The organism is Nitratireductor sp. WH36-1 (assembly GCF_058725515.1).
The window spans coordinates 1482676-1500212 of record NZ_CM178970.1 but is presented as its reverse complement, the minus strand read 5'-3'; the positions used below and the strand labels follow the sequence as shown (position 1 = coordinate 1500212).

General features: G+C 61.1%; 15 protein-coding genes and 2 pseudogenes. 7 read left to right on the top strand and 10 right to left on the bottom strand.

Annotation, left to right across the window (positions count from 1 at the left end; genetic code table 11):
* Positions 1 to 120: 120 nt before the first annotated feature.
* The 4 genes from AC4PTT_RS07185 to AC4PTT_RS07170 all read right to left on the bottom strand — a co-directional run bounded on the left by AC4PTT_RS07185 (position 121) and on the right by AC4PTT_RS07170 (position 3591).
* The gene (locus AC4PTT_RS07185) at positions 121 to 636 is read right to left on the bottom strand and encodes a DUF2937 family protein (protein ID WP_283799569.1); all 516 of its coding nucleotides are present in this window, start codon (positions 634 to 636) and stop codon (positions 121 to 123) included.
* A gap of 45 nt (positions 637 to 681) precedes the next feature.
* Entirely contained in the window at positions 682 to 1605 is a 924-nt protein-coding gene (gene ypfJ, locus AC4PTT_RS07180; protein ID WP_206548195.1) for a KPN_02809 family neutral zinc metallopeptidase, read from the bottom strand.
* Between the two features lie 97 nt (positions 1606 to 1702).
* Positions 1703 to 2683 (bottom strand): L,D-transpeptidase, encoded by a 981-nt coding sequence (locus AC4PTT_RS07175; RefSeq protein ID WP_222474074.1) that lies wholly within the window; start codon positions 2681 to 2683, stop codon positions 1703 to 1705.
* A 158-nt stretch (positions 2684 to 2841) separates the two neighbouring features.
* On the bottom strand, positions 2842 to 3591 hold the full coding sequence (locus AC4PTT_RS07170) for a DUF4336 domain-containing protein (protein WP_492162392.1): 750 nt from the start codon (positions 3589 to 3591) through the stop codon (positions 2842 to 2844).
* Between the two features lie 289 nt (positions 3592 to 3880).
* On the opposite strand from AC4PTT_RS07170, the gene carB reads away from it, so the two are divergent.
* Positions 3881 to 7378 (top strand): carbamoyl-phosphate synthase large subunit, encoded by a 3498-nt coding sequence (carB, locus tag AC4PTT_RS07165; RefSeq protein WP_113155742.1) that lies wholly within the window; start codon positions 3881 to 3883, stop codon positions 7376 to 7378.
* 57 nt (positions 7379 to 7435) lie between these two features.
* Here the strand turns inward: carB and AC4PTT_RS07160 are convergent, their stop codons facing one another.
* A complete protein-coding gene (locus AC4PTT_RS07160; protein WP_206543967.1) occupies positions 7436 to 8428 on the bottom strand; it encodes a GlxA family transcriptional regulator in 993 nt (330 codons plus the stop codon).
* A gap of 138 nt (positions 8429 to 8566) precedes the next feature.
* Here AC4PTT_RS07160 and AC4PTT_RS07155 point away from each other — a divergent pair, with 138 nt between their 5' ends.
* Together AC4PTT_RS07155 and AC4PTT_RS07150 are read left to right on the top strand one after the other, a co-directional pair.
* Positions 8567 to 9187: a cysteine hydrolase family protein gene (locus AC4PTT_RS07155; protein ID WP_206994117.1), complete on the top strand. Its 621-nt coding sequence runs from the start codon at positions 8567 to 8569 to the stop codon at positions 9185 to 9187.
* A 69-nt stretch (positions 9188 to 9256) separates the two neighbouring features.
* Positions 9257 to 9562, top strand: a pseudogene (locus AC4PTT_RS07150) (cupin domain-containing protein); the annotation flags it as partial.
* A 214-nt stretch (positions 9563 to 9776) separates the two neighbouring features.
* Here the strand turns inward: AC4PTT_RS07150 and AC4PTT_RS07145 are convergent.
* The 3 genes and pseudogenes from AC4PTT_RS07145 to AC4PTT_RS07135 all read right to left on the bottom strand — a co-directional run.
* Positions 9777 to 10586 carry an ABC transporter permease gene (locus AC4PTT_RS07145; RefSeq protein ID WP_492162391.1) on the bottom strand — a complete coding sequence of 270 codons (810 nt, stop codon included), beginning with the start codon at positions 10584 to 10586 and terminating at the stop codon, positions 9777 to 9779.
* The gene (locus AC4PTT_RS07140) at positions 10583 to 11593 is read right to left on the bottom strand and encodes an ATP-binding cassette domain-containing protein (protein ID WP_492162390.1); all 1011 of its coding nucleotides are present in this window, start codon (positions 11591 to 11593) and stop codon (positions 10583 to 10585) included. Before AC4PTT_RS07140 ends, AC4PTT_RS07145 begins: the two co-directional genes overlap by 4 nt.
* A gap of 152 nt (positions 11594 to 11745) precedes the next feature.
* Positions 11746 to 12105 (bottom strand): annotated as a pseudogene (locus AC4PTT_RS07135) (transglycosylase SLT domain-containing protein); the annotation flags it as partial.
* Positions 12106 to 12531: 426 nt separating this feature from the next.
* Between AC4PTT_RS07135 and AC4PTT_RS07130 the strand changes: the two are divergent.
* The 3 genes from AC4PTT_RS07130 to AC4PTT_RS07120 all read left to right on the top strand — a co-directional run bounded on the left by AC4PTT_RS07130 (position 12532) and on the right by AC4PTT_RS07120 (position 14199).
* On the top strand, positions 12532 to 13086 hold the full coding sequence (locus tag AC4PTT_RS07130; RefSeq protein ID WP_492162389.1) for a methylated-DNA--[protein]-cysteine S-methyltransferase: 555 nt from the start codon (positions 12532 to 12534) through the stop codon (positions 13084 to 13086).
* Between the two features lie 209 nt (positions 13087 to 13295).
* Positions 13296 to 13553 carry a hypothetical protein gene (locus AC4PTT_RS07125; RefSeq protein WP_113155749.1) on the top strand — a complete coding sequence of 86 codons (258 nt, stop codon included), beginning with the start codon at positions 13296 to 13298 and terminating at the stop codon, positions 13551 to 13553.
* 145 nt (positions 13554 to 13698) lie between these two features.
* Complete coding sequence (locus AC4PTT_RS07120; protein ID WP_492162388.1) at positions 13699 to 14199, top strand: hypothetical protein; 501 nt, start codon at positions 13699 to 13701, stop codon at positions 14197 to 14199.
* 136 nt (positions 14200 to 14335) lie between these two features.
* Here the strand turns inward: AC4PTT_RS07120 and AC4PTT_RS07115 are convergent, their stop codons facing one another.
* On the bottom strand, positions 14336 to 15187 hold the full coding sequence (locus AC4PTT_RS07115; RefSeq protein ID WP_492162387.1) for an EAL domain-containing protein: 852 nt from the start codon (positions 15185 to 15187) through the stop codon (positions 14336 to 14338).
* A gap of 4 nt (positions 15188 to 15191) precedes the next feature.
* On the bottom strand, positions 15192 to 16112 hold the full coding sequence (locus AC4PTT_RS07110) for an EAL domain-containing protein (protein ID WP_206548206.1): 921 nt from the start codon (positions 16110 to 16112) through the stop codon (positions 15192 to 15194).
* Positions 16113 to 16294: 182 nt separating this feature from the next.
* On the opposite strand from AC4PTT_RS07110, the gene AC4PTT_RS07105 reads away from it, so the two are divergent.
* The gene (locus AC4PTT_RS07105; RefSeq protein ID WP_492162386.1) at positions 16295 to 17497 is read left to right on the top strand and encodes a pyridoxal phosphate-dependent aminotransferase; all 1203 of its coding nucleotides are present in this window, start codon (positions 16295 to 16297) and stop codon (positions 17495 to 17497) included.
* Positions 17498 to 17537: the final 40 nt, after the last annotated feature.

Below are 17537 nucleotides of genomic sequence, written 5' to 3'. Positions count from 1 at the left end.
GCGCGTCCCGGAACGCAAAAAGCGTTCTAAAAGAGAAATCATATGCCCACCCAAGCTTTTATTGTTTGGGGCAATCTATTTCTCTGCTTTTAAAAACACGTTAAACGCGAGTTGTAAATTTTACACGCGTAAATTGTGAGCCGGGTAATGCTTTTTTCTACGGAACAGTAGTCCCAGGAGCCAGACTACAGAAAAGCCAAATAGAACACCGACGCCTGTCCAGATAAATCCGTGCAGCGTCAATGGAACGGCTGGCTCATAATCATCCAGCGCGCCCTGTAGAAGCGGTCCATCGGGAGAACGCGCGACGATAAGCGGCCGCAGAACGGGCGAAGCCTCGTCAAATGCAGCCGACTGCCGCTCCAGATCGCCAAGCCGCCCGATCGCGACACGAACGGACGTGGCGCGGTCACGCAGAAAGTCGCTGCCAGCCTCTTCGTAGACGACAATCGCTCTCTCACGGGTGAGGTTGTTCCGGGTGGCGTCGGCATCGAAAGCCGAGACCACCAGCCTCAGTTCATGCAGGGCGCCATTGAGGCGCTGGCGGTATTGCTGTGCGAACTCCGGCGCCTGCGAGGTTGCGGCTCCACATGCCAAAGCCACGGCAAGGCCGAGAATTCGTCCTGGTCCAAACATGTTCAGATCTACCTCTTGGGTGGCAGCAGAACAGCCGGTTTGCGCCTAGATCGGATCGTTGAACGTATCGCAATCGGCCAGCCGTCCGCTTTTGAGCCCCCGCGCAAACCATGTCCGCCGTTGCTGCGACGTGCCATGATTGAAACTCTCCGGCACCACATACCCCTGGGTGCGGCGCTGCAAGGTGTCGTCGCCAATCTGGTTGGCAGCGTTCAGCGCTTCCTCGATATCGCCATCTTCCAGAAGCCCTTTCTGGGCCGTGTAATGCGCCCAGATGCCGGCGAAGCAATCCGCCTGCAATTCGACACGGATGGACATGGCGTTGGCCTCGGCCTGGCTCATGCGCTGGCGCATCTGGTTGAAGCGCGGCAGGATGCCGGTCACGTTCTGCACGTGATGCCCAACCTCATGCGCCACGACATAGGCCTGGGCAAAATCACCGGTCGCGCCGAAACGCCGGGCAAGCTGATCGAAGAAGCTCAGATCGATATAGACCTTCTCGTCGCCGGGGCAATAAAATGGCCCGGTCGCCGCCGAAGCAAAACCGCAGGCCGAACGCACGGAATCGCTGAACAGAACCATCGAAGGTTCTTTGTAATCGAGGCCCTGGGATTCGAAGATGCCGTTCCAGGTGTCTTCCGTCTCGGCGAGAACGACGCTGACGAACTGCTTCATCTCGTCGCTTGCTCCGCCAGTCTCCTGACGCTGTGTCGTGGTCGTCTGGCTCCCTCCGCCCGGCTCACCGGTGAGCATGCCCAGCGGATCAATCCCGCAGGCCCGCAGAACGAAGAACAGGACGACAAGAACAATGATCCCGGACAAGCCGCCGCCGGCGCGCCTGCTACCACCGGAAGGCAACCTTATGCGCCCGCCGGATCGACCAAACCCACCCGGTAAAGAACCACCGCCGCTCGAGCGGCCCCGGCGGTCTTCGACATTGCTGCTTTGACGGCGGCCTTTCCAGCGCATGCGTGCAATTCCCAGTTGTCTTCAGTGAACTCTAGTTATCGGCTTATACACCACAACGCCAGAGATTGTTTCCCGTCAGAATCATATCCGAAGCGGCTCAGGACATGATGACAAAGTCCTTGCCCGAACGTGTTTCCGGATGAAGCGGGGCGTCAGTTAAAATCATCACCATGCCCGGATGCATGCGGTCATGCATGGCTGCGGAAAAGGCATTGTCCGTGGTCAGCCGCGACAGAAGTCGCTGCTCGGGCTGGAAATTGCCATCCGCGCCACTGTCATGGCTGATGACATACCAGCTCATGCCCTGCGCCTCTCCATCAGCGCCGTGAAGCACAAAGGCGTGGCTGCCAAGCTTCCCGCGCCCGGAGATGTTCAGATCTCCCTCGGCCAGAACGCGGCCATTCTCGACAAGCATGATGCGCCGGTCGGCGGATGAGGCAATCACCGAGGTAACGGGATATTGCTCGGCCGCGCTCCAGTCCTTCGGGTGCTTCTTGCCGTCCAGCGAGGCTTCGATCTTCTCGAACTCATGCTCGGCATAACCGGACAGGACCATGCCCGGATGCGTCAATTCCCAGGGGTCTCCATGCGCGCCGGAAATGATGACCGGCGTGCCCAGATGGGTAACCTCAAAGAGCTTTTCGGAAAAGGCCATCGGCAGGCGCACACAGCCATGCGAGGCGGGATATCCCGGCAGATTGCCTGCGTGAAGCGCGATGCCCGACCAGGTCAGCCGGTTCATGTTCGGCATGGGCGCATTGTTGTAGGTGCTGGAGCGATGGTCCCTGTCTTTCTGAAGAACCACGAAAACACCGGTCGGCGTCTCATGCCCCTGCTTGCCCGTCGAGCAGGTGGAGGCAGCGATGCGGATGCCGTTGCGGTAGACATGCACGCGCTGCTCCGGCAGCGACACGACCACCGCAACCGGCCCTGAAGGCTGACGGTCCGGGTGCCAGGTGAACTCACCGGGCTTCAGCGCATTGATGTCCTTGAGCACCTGCTCTGCGGCCACTTCCAGCCCGATCAGGCCTGCTGCTCCCAAGGCCCCTGCCCCGACCATAAAGCGCCTGCGGTTCATGCCTGACATTCCCAAGTCGCGCATTCCCATCAAGCTGGCTCCTCTCCCCGATGCCCTCCAGAAGCGCGGGAAGCGCGGAAGGCTTCAAAGACAGCATTACAGCCAAGCTTTCCACCCAAGTAAAGCAACCATAGGCGGTGAGGCGCTAATCCGTCCGGTCAACGCAGAAGCCAACTGAAAGCCCGCTTCAGCGCTTCCGCACCATCACGTTCGAACCAGCGGCCATGTGCAATGATGACACGCTCCGGTCCCCAGCCGATCATCGTTTCCACGGCCCGTTTCAACGCGGGGCGCTGGCTGGCGAAGGTGAGGCGCATGTCGCGCGGCATCGCGCCTTGCGGCGCAAGAACGCCGCCAAGCCGCGCCATGATGCGCCGCCACCAGTTGAGTTTCTGCGGCTCGAAATTCTCGATGAAATCCGTCAGGATCAGCGTTCGGCTTTCGATGTGGAAGAACTCCACCTCCGTCATGAAGCTGCCCGCAACCGGCAGGGTGCGGATTTCATCATCCCACGGATAGCCGTTCTCGTCCGTGAGTTCGCGTGTCGGGAAGTCGATGTGGCCCCCGGCCTGTTCGCGAATGCGCGGGGCCATCCAGATTTCAGCATCGGGAAAGGCAGCGCGCCACACCGGCACCCACCAGTAATGGATGCGGTTCGGCGCGACGATGAAGCGAACCGGCCCCAGCGTCTCCACGGCCGCACGCAGATCCTCCGTCATATGCGTCGGCGAATGCACGAAAAGACCGCCACCGCGCAGCCGGATGATCGTCATGCGCGTGGGGAACGGCATTTTGAGACCCGGCGGACCAAAGGGAATTGTCGGGCCGTCAACAATCCAAAGATTTTCCGTCACCGGCTTCAGCGTGTTGAGCGGCGGATAGGTGGCAGTTTCTTCATGTGCGCCCATGGCCTGCTCCCAACGGTTTGATGCCGGCTTGAGATGCCGCGCCTGCGAGAATCGGGGCAGCAGAAATGAGCGTCCCCCGCTCCGATACGGTGCCACCCGCCCCTCACAAGCGCAACTTGCCGTGTACAATATGCCTTCGTAACCTTTGGTCGCGTTGAAATCGTCATTTTCGGGGTTCCGTCAGGGCCGCCCATTGCCTATAAGGCGCGCCTAGCCCGACAATTTTTTGCCCGGCCTGCGCGCGGCATCCGCCCGTGCGGCGACGGCTTCTACGCGCGAGTGTACTTCCATGCCCAAACGCACCGACATCAAGTCGATCCTGATCATCGGGGCCGGCCCCATCGTCATCGGCCAGGCCTGCGAGTTCGACTATTCCGGCACCCAGGCCGTCAAAGCGCTGCGAGAAGAGGGCTACCGAGTCATTCTGGTGAACTCCAACCCGGCCACCATCATGACCGACCCGGAGCTTGCCGACGCCACTTATATCGAGCCGATCACGCCGGAAGTGGTCGCCAAGATCATCGCCAAGGAGCGCCCCGACGCGCTGCTCCCCACCATGGGCGGCCAGACCGCGCTCAACACCGCACTCAGCCTGCGCCGCATGGGCGTGCTCGAGCGCTACAATGTCGAGATGATCGGCGCGCAGCCCGACGCCATCGACAAGGCCGAGGACCGCTCGCTGTTCCGCGAGGCCATGGCCAAGATCGGCCTCGAGACGCCGCGCTCGATGCTGGCCAATGCATCCGACGTCAAGAACGCCGACCGCCAGAAGCACGAAGTCAAGCGCCAGGAGCTGAAAGACACGCTCTCCGACGAAGCGCTCGACGCAGCCCTGGACGATCTGGAAAACGAGTGGAACCTCGGCGAGAGCGACCGCAAGCAGCGCTACATGAACCACGCCATGGGCGTGGCCGCGCAGGCGCTCGACTTCGTCGGCCTGCCGGCAATCATCCGTCCCTCCTTCACGCTGGGCGGCACCGGCGGCGGCATCGCCTACAACCGCGAAGAGTTCTTCGAGATCGTTTCTTCCGGTCTCGACGCCTCGCCGACCACGGAAGTGCTGATCGAGGAATCCGTACTCGGCTGGAAGGAGTATGAGATGGAAGTGGTTCGCGACCGCGCGGACAACTGCATCATCATCTGCTCCATCGAGAACGTCGATCCGATGGGCGTGCACACGGGCGATTCGATCACCGTGGCCCCTGCCCTGACGCTGACGGACAAGGAATACCAGATCATGCGCAACGCATCGATTGCGGTGCTGCGTGAGATCGGTGTGGAAACCGGCGGCTCGAACGTTCAGTTCGCCGTCAATCCGGAGAATGGCCGTCTCGTCGTCATCGAGATGAACCCGCGCGTGTCGCGCTCCTCCGCACTTGCCTCCAAGGCGACGGGCTTCCCGATCGCGAAGATCGCGGCCAAGCTCGCCGTCGGCTACACGCTGGACGAGCTGGAGAACGACATCACGGGCGGCGCGACGCCGGCATCCTTCGAACCATCCATCGACTATGTGGTCACCAAGATCCCGCGCTTCGCATTCGAGAAATTCCCGGGCTCCAAGCCGGTTCTCTCCACGGCGATGAAGTCGGTCGGCGAAGTGATGGCCATTGGCCGCACCTTTGCTGAATCCTTCCAGAAGGCGCTGCGCGGCCTTGAGACGGGCCTGACCGGTCTCGATGAGATCGAGATCCCGGGCTATGTCGTCGATGGCGATCCGTCGGAAAACAAGAACGCCATTCGCGCGGCCCTTGGCACGCCCACGCCGGACCGCCTGCGCATGGTCGCCGAAGCGATCCGTCTCGGCACCAGCCTTGAAGACGTGCACACGATGTGCCGCATCGACCCGTGGTTCCTGGAGCAGATCGCCGCGATCCTCGCCATGGAAGAACGCGTGCGCGAACATGGCCTGCCGGAAGACGCGGAAAACCTGCGCCTGCTGAAGTCCATGGGCTTCTCGGATGCACGCCTCGCGTCGCTCACGAAGAAAGAGGCGGAAGAGATTCAAAAGCAACGCCATTCGCTTGGCGTGCACCCCGTCTACAAGCGCATCGACACCTGCGCGGCCGAGTTCGCGGCGCCCACCGCCTATATGTACTCGACCTACGAGCTTCCCTTTGCGGGCGAAGTGGCCGATGAAGCCCGCGTTTCGGACCGCAAGAAGGTGGTGATCCTTGGCGGTGGCCCCAACCGTATCGGCCAGGGCATCGAGTTCGACTATTGCTGCTGTCACGCCGCCTTCGCGCTGGCCGACGCCGGTTACGAGTCGATCATGGTGAACTGCAACCCGGAGACGGTTTCCACCGACTACGACACGTCCGACCGCCTCTATTTCGAGCCGCTGACGCCTGAAGACGTTCTGGAGATCCTGCGCGCCGAACAGGCGGCGGGCACGCTGCATGGCGTGATCGTGCAGTTTGGCGGCCAGACGCCGCTCAAGCTTGCCGACGCGCTGGAAAAGGCCGGCATCCCGATCCTCGGCACCGAGCCCGACATGATCGATCTGGCCGAAGACCGCGACCGCTTCCAGAAGCTGCTTATCAAGCTTGGCCTCAAGCAGCCGAAAAACGGCATCGCCTACTCGGTCGAGCAGGCCCGTGTCGTGGCCTCCGAACTCGGCTTCCCGCTGGTCGTGCGCCCGTCCTATGTTCTGGGTGGCCGCGCCATGCAGATCATCCACAATGACACGATGCTGCAGACCTATCTGCTCGACACCGTGCCCGGCCTGGTGCCCGAGGAGATCCGCCAGAAATATCCGGCCGACAAGACGGGCCAGATCAACACGCTGCTCTCCAAGAACCCGCTTCTGTTCGACACCTATCTGACCGAAGCGATCGAGATCGACGTGGACTGCCTGTCCGATGGCAGCCAGACCTATGTGTCGGGCATCATGGAGCACATCGAGGAAGCCGGCATTCACTCCGGCGACTCCGCCTGCTCGCTGCCGGTTCACGGGCTCGACGCGGAGCTGGTCAGCGAACTGGAGCGCCAGACGGCAGCCCTAGCCCGCGCGCTCAAGGTCGGCGGCCTGATGAACGTGCAGTACGCCGTGAAAAACGGCGAGGTCTACGTTCTTGAAGTCAACCCGCGTGCTTCGCGTACGGTGCCCTTCGTCGCCAAGACCATCGGTCGCCCGATTGCCAAGATCGCAGCCCGCATCATGGCCGGCGAGACGCTGGGAGACGCCTTCTCGCATTACGGCTCCATGCCGGATGCACGCGAGCTGGGCCACATCGCCGTCAAGGAAGCCGTGTTCCCGTTTGCCCGTTTCCCGGGCGTCGACACGCTGCTTGGACCGGAAATGAAGTCCACCGGCGAGGTGATGGGCCTCGACACCGATTACGCGCTCGCCTTTGCCAAGGCGCAGCTCGGCGCCGGCGTCGACCTGCCGCGCGAAGGCACGCTGTTCGTGTCGGTGCGTGACGACGACAAGGCTCGCGTCCTGCCGGCAGTGAAGCGTCTGGCCGATGCCGGCTGGCATGTTCTGGCCACCGGCGGCACCGCCCGCTTCCTGCGTGAAAACGGCATCGAAGCCGAGAAGATCAACAAGGTTCTGGAAGGCCGCCCGCACATCGAGGACGCCATCCGCAACCGTCAGGTCCAGCTCGTCTTCAACTCGACGGACGGCCAGAAGGCCATGTCGGACTCCAAGTCGCTGCGTCGCGCAACGCTGATGCAGAAGGTGCCCTACTACACCACGATGGCGGGCGCTGAAGCCGTGGCCGAGGCCATTCTGGCGCTCAAGGCCGGCAGCCTAGAAGTCCGCCCGCTGCAGAGCTATTTCGGCTAACCGCAAGCAACACTACGCAGCCGCCCGCAAATGACAGGCGGCTGCGCCTTGCTCTCCTTATGGAAGCGCGCGCTCATCCGCCCCGGCAGTGCGAAACTGCCGTCGATAGGCCATGGGTGAAATGCGGAACGCATCAACAAAGCGCTGCCGCATGGTGACGGCCGACCCGAAACCCGCCGCCTCGGCAATGGTTTCCATCCGCCTGTCCGTGGTTTCGAGAAGGCGCTGAACAAGCGCCAGCCGCTGCGCAAGAATCCACTGCGACACCGTTGTGCCGGTTTCCTTGCGAAAGCGGCGCGAGAAGTTGCGCCGGCTCATTGCCGCCTTCGCGGCCAGACGGTCAAGGCAGAGCGGCTCGCTGAGATTACCGGCGGCCCACTCCAGCGTTTCCTTCAGAAGATCGCCCTGAAGCGTCTTGTGCAGCGGCTGTTCGATATACTGCGCCTGTCCGCCGCTGCGATGCGGCGCCACCACCATGCGCCGCGCAACGCGATTGGCCGTCTCTGCCCCGTGGTCACGCCGCAGGAGATGCAGGCAGCAATCGATGGCCGCAGCCGTTCCCGCCGAGGTCAAAACATCGCCTTCATCCACATAGAGCACGCTGCGATCCAGAAACACATGCGGATAGCGCTCGGCGAAATCCTCCGCAAACACCCAGTGGGTGGAAGCCCGTCGCCCATCGAGAAGGCCCGCCTCGGCCAGAACAAAGGCCCCGACGCACAGCCCCACCAGCCGCGCGCCGCGTGCATGGGCGCGTTGAAGAGCCTCGAGAAGCGCCTCAGGCGGTCTGATCTCTGGCCCTGGCCAGGCCGGTACGATCACTGTATCCGCAGTCTCAAGCGCCGAAAGATCGTGTTCCACGAACAATGAAATCCCCGAGGTGGTCCCGATCCGCCCCGGTGTCTCGGCGCAGACGATCAACGCGTAACGCGGCGCTGTCAGGCGCGCCAGGTCGTCGGCAAACACCATGCAGGGCACCGAAAGGTGGAACGGGCTGATCCCCTCAAAAGCCACGACCGCAATCCTGTGCACCCCTTCACTCCCCTTCATGGCCCAAATCCATCGCTCTTTGTCGTCCGGGACACTTGTGACTGAAAGGCAGTTAAACGATTTTCCGGATCGTTACAAATCGACTGGTAATCACGCAGCGAATTATCGTAACTGACCCTATAAACGAGAGGCAGATTGATGACCGAAGCATTGCATCCGACCATTAGAACCATGACAGGAAGCACGCCGAAAGAGGTGATAAATCCGGGAAAAACCGCACTTATTGTTATTGATTTTCAAGAAGAATATTTTTCCGGTAGAATGCCTGTCCCCAATGGCGAAGCAGCGCTGTCCAAAGCGCTTGAGCTGATCGCATGGGCCGACGCGAACAAGATTGCTGTTTATCATATACAGCATGTAACGCCGAAAGGTGCGCCAATCTTCGCGCAAGATGGAGAAACGGTCGCATTTCACCCGGAAATCGAGCCGGCAAAGCATCATCATGTCCTTTGCAAGACGTCCGTCAGCGTGTTCCCAAGCACCGATCTCGATGCCCGTCTCAAGGTGGATGGGATCGACACGCTCGTCATTGCCGGACTGATGACCCATGCCTGTGTTTCGGGAGCGGCGCGTGATGCGGTTCCGCTCGGATATGACGTGATCGTTGCCTCCGACGCCTGCGCTACACGCGACATCACCGGACCGGATGGCAAGGTGATTTCCCACGACGTTCTACACGAGGCATCGCTGGTGACGCTTTCCGACACCTTTGCCGAAATCCTCGACACGAAGGCCATTCTCGCTCTGAAAACCCGTTAGAGCGCGAATCCGGGGCTCCGTATTTCAAGGCCCCGCGCACACATTTAAAGCACCAAGGACTTTTCTGAAATGAAGCGCTTTGCAAGACATGCCCTGCCTCTTGTGGCAATGCTGGCTGTGATAGCAGCCTGTACGGACCAGGCATTGATCAAGAAAAGGATGATTTCCTTTCCCGTATCCGAACTCGAATGGATCGAGCTCCCGGATTCGGGTGGCATAAAATACGCGAATGTTCGGGGCGACCTTGCAGGCGAGAGCCCTTACGAGGCTTTCGTCCTGTTTCCGGCCGGCAAGAGCAATCCGTATCATTATCACAGTCGGGACATTCCAACTGTGGTGATGCAGGGCACATTTTACGCCGTGGTCGATGGCGAGCGTACAGACTATCCCGCTGGATCATTCTACTTCCTGCCGGGACGACTGCACCACTACAGCGGTTGCGCTGAAGGCCCCGACTGTCTCCTCTTCCAATACCAGGACAAAGGTTTCGACCTTGTTCCACAGAGGATGGAGACCAAGGCGCGTTTCGACAACCAGGAGCGCGCCCTAAATAGGGCGCGCTCTATTCCTACCAACCAAAACACACCGCCTAATCGCGACGGTAGAGCCAAAGAACCACGGGCGCCAGAACAATCGTCAGAAACGCCGGCGCAGAAAGCGCCAAGAGCACTTCACCACCTGTGGCCGTTCCCGCCATCAGCCCCCTCAAAGCCGTCGTCATATGCGAAACCGGGTTCCGGACCACAAAGGCCTCCAGCCAGCCAGGCATTGTTTCGGGACGCACCATGATGTTGGAGGCGAAAACCAGCGGGAAGATGAAGGTGAAGCCGATTGTCATCACCGTCATCGGCGTGCGGATCAGAAGCCCGAGCACGATGAAGATCCAGCCCGTGCCAAACCCGATTGCGATAAGCAGCAGGAAAGAGGCGACGATGCCCGTCAGCCCGGCTTCGGGCCGATATCCCAAAACCAGCCCGACAGTCAGGATGATGAGGCCCGCAATCGTGTGGCGCAGGACATCTCCGACCATCAATCCGGCAAAGGGTGAAAGGGACCAGATGGGCAGTGAGCGAAAACGTTCGAAAAGCCCCTTCGACAGATCCGTCGAAAGCCCCATGCCCGAATAGACGGAATTGAACACCACCGTCTGCACGAGAATGCCCGGCAGGAAAAACTGGAGGTAATCGCTGGTCGAGCCCGCAAGCGCGCCACCAAAAACGAATGTGAAAAGCAGCGTGAACATGAGCGGCGTCATGATCAGATCGAAAAGCTGCTCGGGCACATGTTTGAATTTCAGCACCGCACGCCAGCCAAAGGTCAGCGCATTTGCAGAAGCCGAAGGCCGCGGCGGCCGCGCCACATTGGAAAGCATGGCAGGGCCAGTCTCTGCGGAACTCATGGCACGTCTCCCTCTGCATCCTCTTCGATAGGCTGGCCTGTCAGCGCGAAGAACACTTCATCAAGGCTGGGCGAGCCCATGGAGAAATCGGAAAGTTCAATGCCGGCCGCAAGCAGCATGGCGATAGCCTCATTGGCGGCTTTCGGAGACCCGGCGACGATAGAGAGCGTCGCCCCCTCGGCGCTGCGCTGCGCCGTGCCTTCCAGCGCATGCTCCAGAATGGCCTCGGCCTCGTCGAGACGCTCCGTATCGGCAACGGCCACATGCAGAAAGCCCGAGCCGATTGCGGACTTCAACTCGCGGCTCGTGCCCTCGGCGATCTTACGACCGTGATCGATCACGGCAATGCGGGCGGCGAGCTGGTCCGCCTCCTCCAGATACTGCGTGGTCAGGAGAATGGTGACACCCGATTTCGCCAGCGCGCGGATCATCTTCCAGACACCCTGACGCGCCTTGGGGTCGAGACCGGTGGTCGGCTCATCGAGAAAGAGAACGCCCGGCGTGACGATCAGGGAAGCGGCGATGTCGAGACGCCGGCGCATGCCGCCCGAATAGGACTTCACCTGCTTCTTCGCCGCATCGGAAAGCTCGAAGGCGGAAAGCAGCTCATCCGCCCTCGCCTTTGCAGCGCGCCCGGCAAAGCCCCAGAGCCGCGCCAGCATGACCAGGTTTTCGCGCCCCGTGAGATCCTCATCCAGCGAGGCAAACTGCCCGGTCAGTGCGATTGCGCCGCGCACGGCATGCGGCTCGGTCGCCAGATCGTGCCCCATGACGCGCGCGGTTCCACCATCAGGCTGCGCAAGCGTCGCCAGCAATCGTATGAGCGTTGTCTTCCCCGCGCCATTGGGGCCGAGAATGGCGAAAATCATGCCGCGCGGCACGTCGAGATCGATCCCGTCCAGCGCCTTGACGTCACCGAAACGCTTGACGAGCCCGCGCACTGAAATGGCGAGCTGCGCGGCGTCCTGCGCCGCTGAACCGGTCTGAACCGGTAAAGTATCGTTCATGCCTCTTCCTCCGGCAGCCTGTTGTCAGCTGCAAGACGGATCCGGGGGGCGGAATCCGACAGCGCGGAGAAATACACCAATGAGCAATTGCCCTGAACCGCATTTCGCGGGAAGCGGGCAGGTTTGCTGACATCTCTTGCCGTCAGCTGACGTCAGTTGCGCAGGCCGGTTTCCTTAAGGATACCCTTGCGCTTTGCGTCGTAATAATAGCCGCTTGCATAGAAACGAACGGCTTTGTCCTCATTGCCGTCAGCCGTCATATAAGCGCCGCGCAGATATTTGACTGCGTATTTGAGGTTCGTTTCCGCATCCAGAAGACCGGAAGCAGGCCCACGGTAGCCCATGGTCTGCGCGGTATCATGACGGATCTGCATGAGACCCCAGTAGATACGGTTGCGGGCAGCCGGGTTGAAATTGCTCTCGCGCTTGACGACACGCCGCACCAGCCGCTCCGGCACCTCGTAAATGCCCGCATATTGCGCGATCAGTGCATCAAGCTCCGCGCTGCGCGGGGCAACCGGCGACACCTTTCCGCCAGCCTCCAGCGCCGTCAGGGCAGCACTGGGCGGACGCTGGCCCGCAAAGGCGTCCGGCGTCACATCTCCATCGCTGATCTGGGCGTCCTGCTCTGCCACCAGGCTGTTTGCCACAAGCTGCGCATCAGCGCGGCTTTCAGCGGCATCAGCCTTCACCTGAACGTCGCTCCCCGCGGTCGTGCATGCAGCCAGCGACGGCAGCGCGATCACAAGTCCGGCAACGAGATAACGGGAGAAAAGAGGCAAGGCGCATTCCTTCGATCAACGAGTCCCCACCCGCGCGCCTTCTATCGCGCAACCTTGGGTAAGGCAATCATTTGTCAGGTGCCCCTTCGTTCACTCTTCGTGCCAGAATGTATCCATGTTAGAGCTGGGCCGCGAAACGATCGGAATGGAAGCGCCTTGTCCGTGCCCGGCCATCATGTGTTTGAAACCGCCTTCGGCTTTTGCGGCGCAGGCTGGAGCGATGCCGGCCTCGTGCGCTTTGTCCTGCCAACGCCAGAGCCTGACGCGGTTGAGCAGCAGCTGAAAGCCCGGCTGCCGGATGCCGCGACTTCCACCCCATCCGGCGCGGTGGCAGAACTCGTGACGGCGGCGCAACGCTACTTCGCGGGAAGCGAAGAGGACTTTTCCGGGTTTCCCCTCGATATCTCGGGCATCAGCCCGTTTCACAGCACGCTCTACACGGCCATGCGCAGACTCGCCTATGGCGAGACCACGACCTATGGCGCGCTTTGCGAGAGCGTCGGCTTTCCCAGGGCCACCCGAGAAACGGGCGCAGCCATGGGGCGCAATCCCATGCCGCTCATAATACCCTGCCATCGTGTTCTGGCAGCCGGCGGCAAGATCGGCGGATTTTCGGCTCATGGCGGCATCGCCACCAAGCAGAAGATGCTGGCCATGGAGAACGCCCGCTCTCCGAATGCGGAGCCAGCCCAGGCGTCATTCTCGTTCTAGCCGGGCTCCAGGGTCAGGGCCCTAGCCTCTGGTTGAATCTTGCTCTTGCGCACAAACACAGGTCGCGCATAATTACAGCGATTCTGGCGGCCCCGGTGGTTAGTGGGGACAGTCACAATCTTGCCGCCAATCGGTCGATTTCTTGGCGGTATTCTTGTTCAGCGTTGGGTCTCTTTTGCGTCAGTGTCATTCAAACCGACGAGAATTCCATGCGCCATTCAACCGATAACGGTATCAAGGACCGCCTGACCGAACCTTCCGAGATGGTTGCGGAGGTCAAACGCCTCCTGTCCAGCGGCATAAAGCTCGATCAGGTCCCCGCCGAGCTCTCCCAGCTGTATTACATCGACGTTGACCTCTTGAATGCCGTCCTGCGTGTCGTGCGCAAACATGCCAGCACGAATGCAGCAAAAGCCGGAAGCGCTTCGAGCCAGCGTCCAGATATTGACTCTCAGGCAGCGGCCTGAACAACAGGAAAGCCCTGAAAGAAGGGCTTTTTCATCAAATTGTAGAGAAGGCAGACACGGTTTCAAAATCCTCCTCTGGTAGCAAGAGAACAACGGGCGCAACCAACCGCCCAAACGCATCGACCAGAAAAGAGGATAGACCCTGTTGCTCGGCAATATCTTGAATCTGCCGCTGATTGGCGGACACACCTCCAGGCCACCGGCCCCGGCCCCGGCCCCCGCGCCCTCCACTTCCGAACCGTCTTCCGCCACGCCAGCACAGGGTGGAACCAGCCAGTCGCCGGCGGCGGCGGACACGTCCGGCACACCGGCATCAGGCGCAAGACCGGGCGCGCAGCCAGCGGCAGCGTCAGATGCGCGCGGCGGCCCCTCCACATATCAGGCGAGTTCCGGAAGCTTCGCACCGGCAAAGGCCGATGACGACATAGCTGTTGAAGCATGGGCAAGACGCGCCGCAGTCGAGGTGCAGAGAAACGAACAGTTTGCCTCCATGCTCTCGCGCATTGCAAAACCGGAGGCATCAGAAAGCATCGTGCTTATGCAGAACCATCGGGAAGGCACGACGGATCTGGCATCGGCCACCGCCGCTTATGGCGAGAACGAAGCCTATGATGCACCGCCGGCAAGGGACAAGGCAGGCGCGTAGCTGCTCTCAGTTACAGGCCCGGTACAAGCCGGGTCTGGATCGCCGGTCGCTTCTCTGGAGGCCAAGGAACGATACAGGCCCGTGATGGAACATCGGGGTGCCCGAAAACCGGATTCCACTTTTTCGGCCCGACGCTCTAACGCAATGAAACGACAACCTTTTCAGGATCCCGGAAAAAGCGGTCGATTTCGAGTGGGCCAAGCTCCTGCACCGACCCGGCCATTGCCCGCCTTGCAAGCAGATCGCCCTGCACCAGATCTGCCCCGGCATCCAGCGCCGCTTCGAGCTGCGGGGGTGTCTCCACACCCTTCACAAGAACGCTGGCTCCCTGCCGCTTCAGCCCTTCCACGAGCTTTGCAAGGAGGCGTCTGGCAGGCGCAACGGGCGCGATCCGGCGGAACCAGCCCCCATCAATCTTGACGATTTCAGGCCGCAGCTTCTCGACGCGCTCAAGCGCGCTCTGCCCCGGTCCGAAACCATCGACCGAAAGGCGCACACCGCTGCTGCGCATCGTCTCCAGAAGGCGCTCCGACACTTCTGCCAGCGGATCCGGAGCAGCCCGGAAACCGCAGACAAGCGCCTGAGGCGCAACGCCGGTCTGCGCAAGCCGCGCGAGCATGAAGGCAAGATGGCTCATCGCATCCGCGTCGCTCTGCCGCTCTGTGTCGAACCCCAGATGCAGCGACAGACCGTCCTCACGCATCTGGTGGCAGTTTCCAATGTGCAGGAGACTGCAAAGTGTTCGCACCTGCCGCTCGCGCTCCGGGGCGACCGACAGCAGGAACATTTCTGTCTCGACGGGCTGTCCATCGAGCATTGGCTTTGCGCAGGCATCCAGCGCCTCCGGCTCAAGGCTCTCGCCGGAGACACGGAAGACCGGCTGATAAAAGGATTTCAGCCGGTAGGCTCCATGGAATCCTGTCTCCAGACCGATTTCATCGGCGATGATGGATCCGGCAGGCGCGCCGGGGACAGTCACGGCTCCCATGACATCACGCTCCGCGCCGGCCAAATGTGCGCCTTGCACGCGCAGCAGGCGCAGACGAAGTGTCATCCGCTGGCTTGCTCCGCTCCAGACGGGCCGCTGCATTGGAAAGGATTTCCTTGCGCGCAGTCTCGCGCGCGACTTCGAATTCATCGAACGCACCCGGCGCAAGCTGCGGTTTTGCCAGCGCAAAACCCTGCACCATCGAAACACCACAGCGCTCGGCCAGCTGAAGCTGCTCGCCGTTTTCGATGCCTTCGAAAACCGTGCGAATGCCTTTTTCGGAAAACGCGCTGACCATGTCGGTGAGCAGGCTGACGCCGGAGGCGGAAGCGAGCAGGCGCGCCGTCCACGCCCCGTCGAACTTCACGATGTCCGGTCCCAGAGCCTCAATCCGCTTCATGTCGGAATTGTCGGCGCCGTAATCGTCCACCGCCACGCGGTAACCAAAGCCTTTCAGGGCGCGCACAAACTCAAGCAGGGACGCATCGGAACCGGTTTCCTGCTCGGTGATCTCACAGACCACGCGGTGCGGCTCGACGCCTGCCTCGGCCAGCACTGTCTGAATGTCCCGCAGGGCGATTGTCGCAGAAGCAGCATCCACGAAATGCGACGGGTCGAAATTGACGAACAGGGAAGCCCCCCGGTTCAGGCATACACCGGCATTCAGAAGATGCACGGTTCGCGCCAGCGTCTCCACGTGAAAACGGTCGACTTCGGGTATGCTGGAGAAGAAAATGCCCGGCCCCACGGGCTGGCCATCGCGAAAAGGGCGCAACAGCCCCTCATAGGCGCTCACCAGAAGTCGTCCACCGCGAAAGGAGAAGATCGGCTGGAAGGCGGTTCTTAATGTGTAGCCCCCCCAGACACCCACTGCACTTGCGTCCGCCTGTCGGACGATGTGGGCCAGGCCGATGCTGCGCGACATTCTGCGCTTCCTTGCAAGTCGTCATTCAATCCCGGCAGAATGGCACCCCAGCCTTTATTCGCGGTTAACGACTGGTTTAACGCTGCAAATTCGCTGGCGGCTTGCGATTTTGCTCGTGATCGGACAAGAAGGGAAACGCTGATCCTCAGCGTAAAATCTCACAGGAACCGGAGTCTTCCATTATGGCTTTCCTTGCCGATGCCCTTTCACGCGTAAAACCCTCCGCTACCATCGCGGTTTCCCAGAAAGCGCGCGAACTGAAAACGCAGGGCCGCGACGTTATCGGTCTTGGCGCAGGCGAGCCGGATTTCGACACGCCGGACAATGTGAAGAATGCAGCCATCGACGCGATCAATCGCGGCGAAACGAAATACACGCCGGTCTCCGGCATCCAGCCGCTGCGCGAGGCAATTGCCGCCAAGTTCAAGCGCGAGAACAATCTCGACTATGACTGGAAGCAGACCATCGTCGCCACCGGTGGCAAGCAGATCCTATTCAACGCCATGATGGCGACGCTCAATCCCGGCGATGAAGTTGTCATCCCGAGCCCTTATTGGGTCAGCTATCCCGAGATGGTTTCCATCTGCGGCGGCACGCCCGTCTTCGCCGAGACCAGCATCGACAACGGCTTCAAACTGACCCCGGATGCGCTTGAAAAAGCCATCACGCCGAAGACCAAATGGCTGATCATGAACTCGCCGTCCAACCCGTCGGGCGCAGCCTACACCGAAGCCGAGCTCAAGGCGCTCGCCGACGTGCTCATGGCGCATCCGCATGTGTGGGTGCTGACGGACGACATGTATGAGCACCTCACCTATGGCGACTTCAAATTCTTCACCATCGCCGAGGTGGAGCCGAAGCTCTATGACCGCACGCTGACCATGAACGGCGTCTCCAAGGCCTATGCCATGACCGGCTGGCGCATCGGCTATGCGGCCGGGCCCATCGAGCTCATCAAGGCGATGGACATGATCCAGGGTCAGCAGACCTCGGGCGCATGCAGCATCGCACAGTGGGCCGCCGTCGAGGCGCTCAACGGTCCGCAGGAGTTCATCACCAAAAACAAGGCGATCTTCCAGGGCCGCCGCGATCTGGTGGTTTCCATGCTCAACCAGGCGAAGGGCATCAACTGCCCGGTGCCGGAAGGCGCATTCTACGTCTATCCGTCCTGCGCCGAGCTGATCGGCAAGACCGCGCCTTCGGGCAAGGTCATCGAGACCGACGAAGACTTCGTGTCCGAGCTTCTGGAAGCCGAAGGCGTTGCAGTGGTGCATGGTTCGGCCTTCGGTCTTGGCCCGAACTTCCGCATTTCCTACGCCACGTCGGAAGAGCTTCTTGAAGAAGCCTGCAACCGGATTCAGCGCTTCACCGCATCGCTGAAGTAATTGCCCTAGGGGGCGTTTTGATTGCGCGGCAAAATATCTT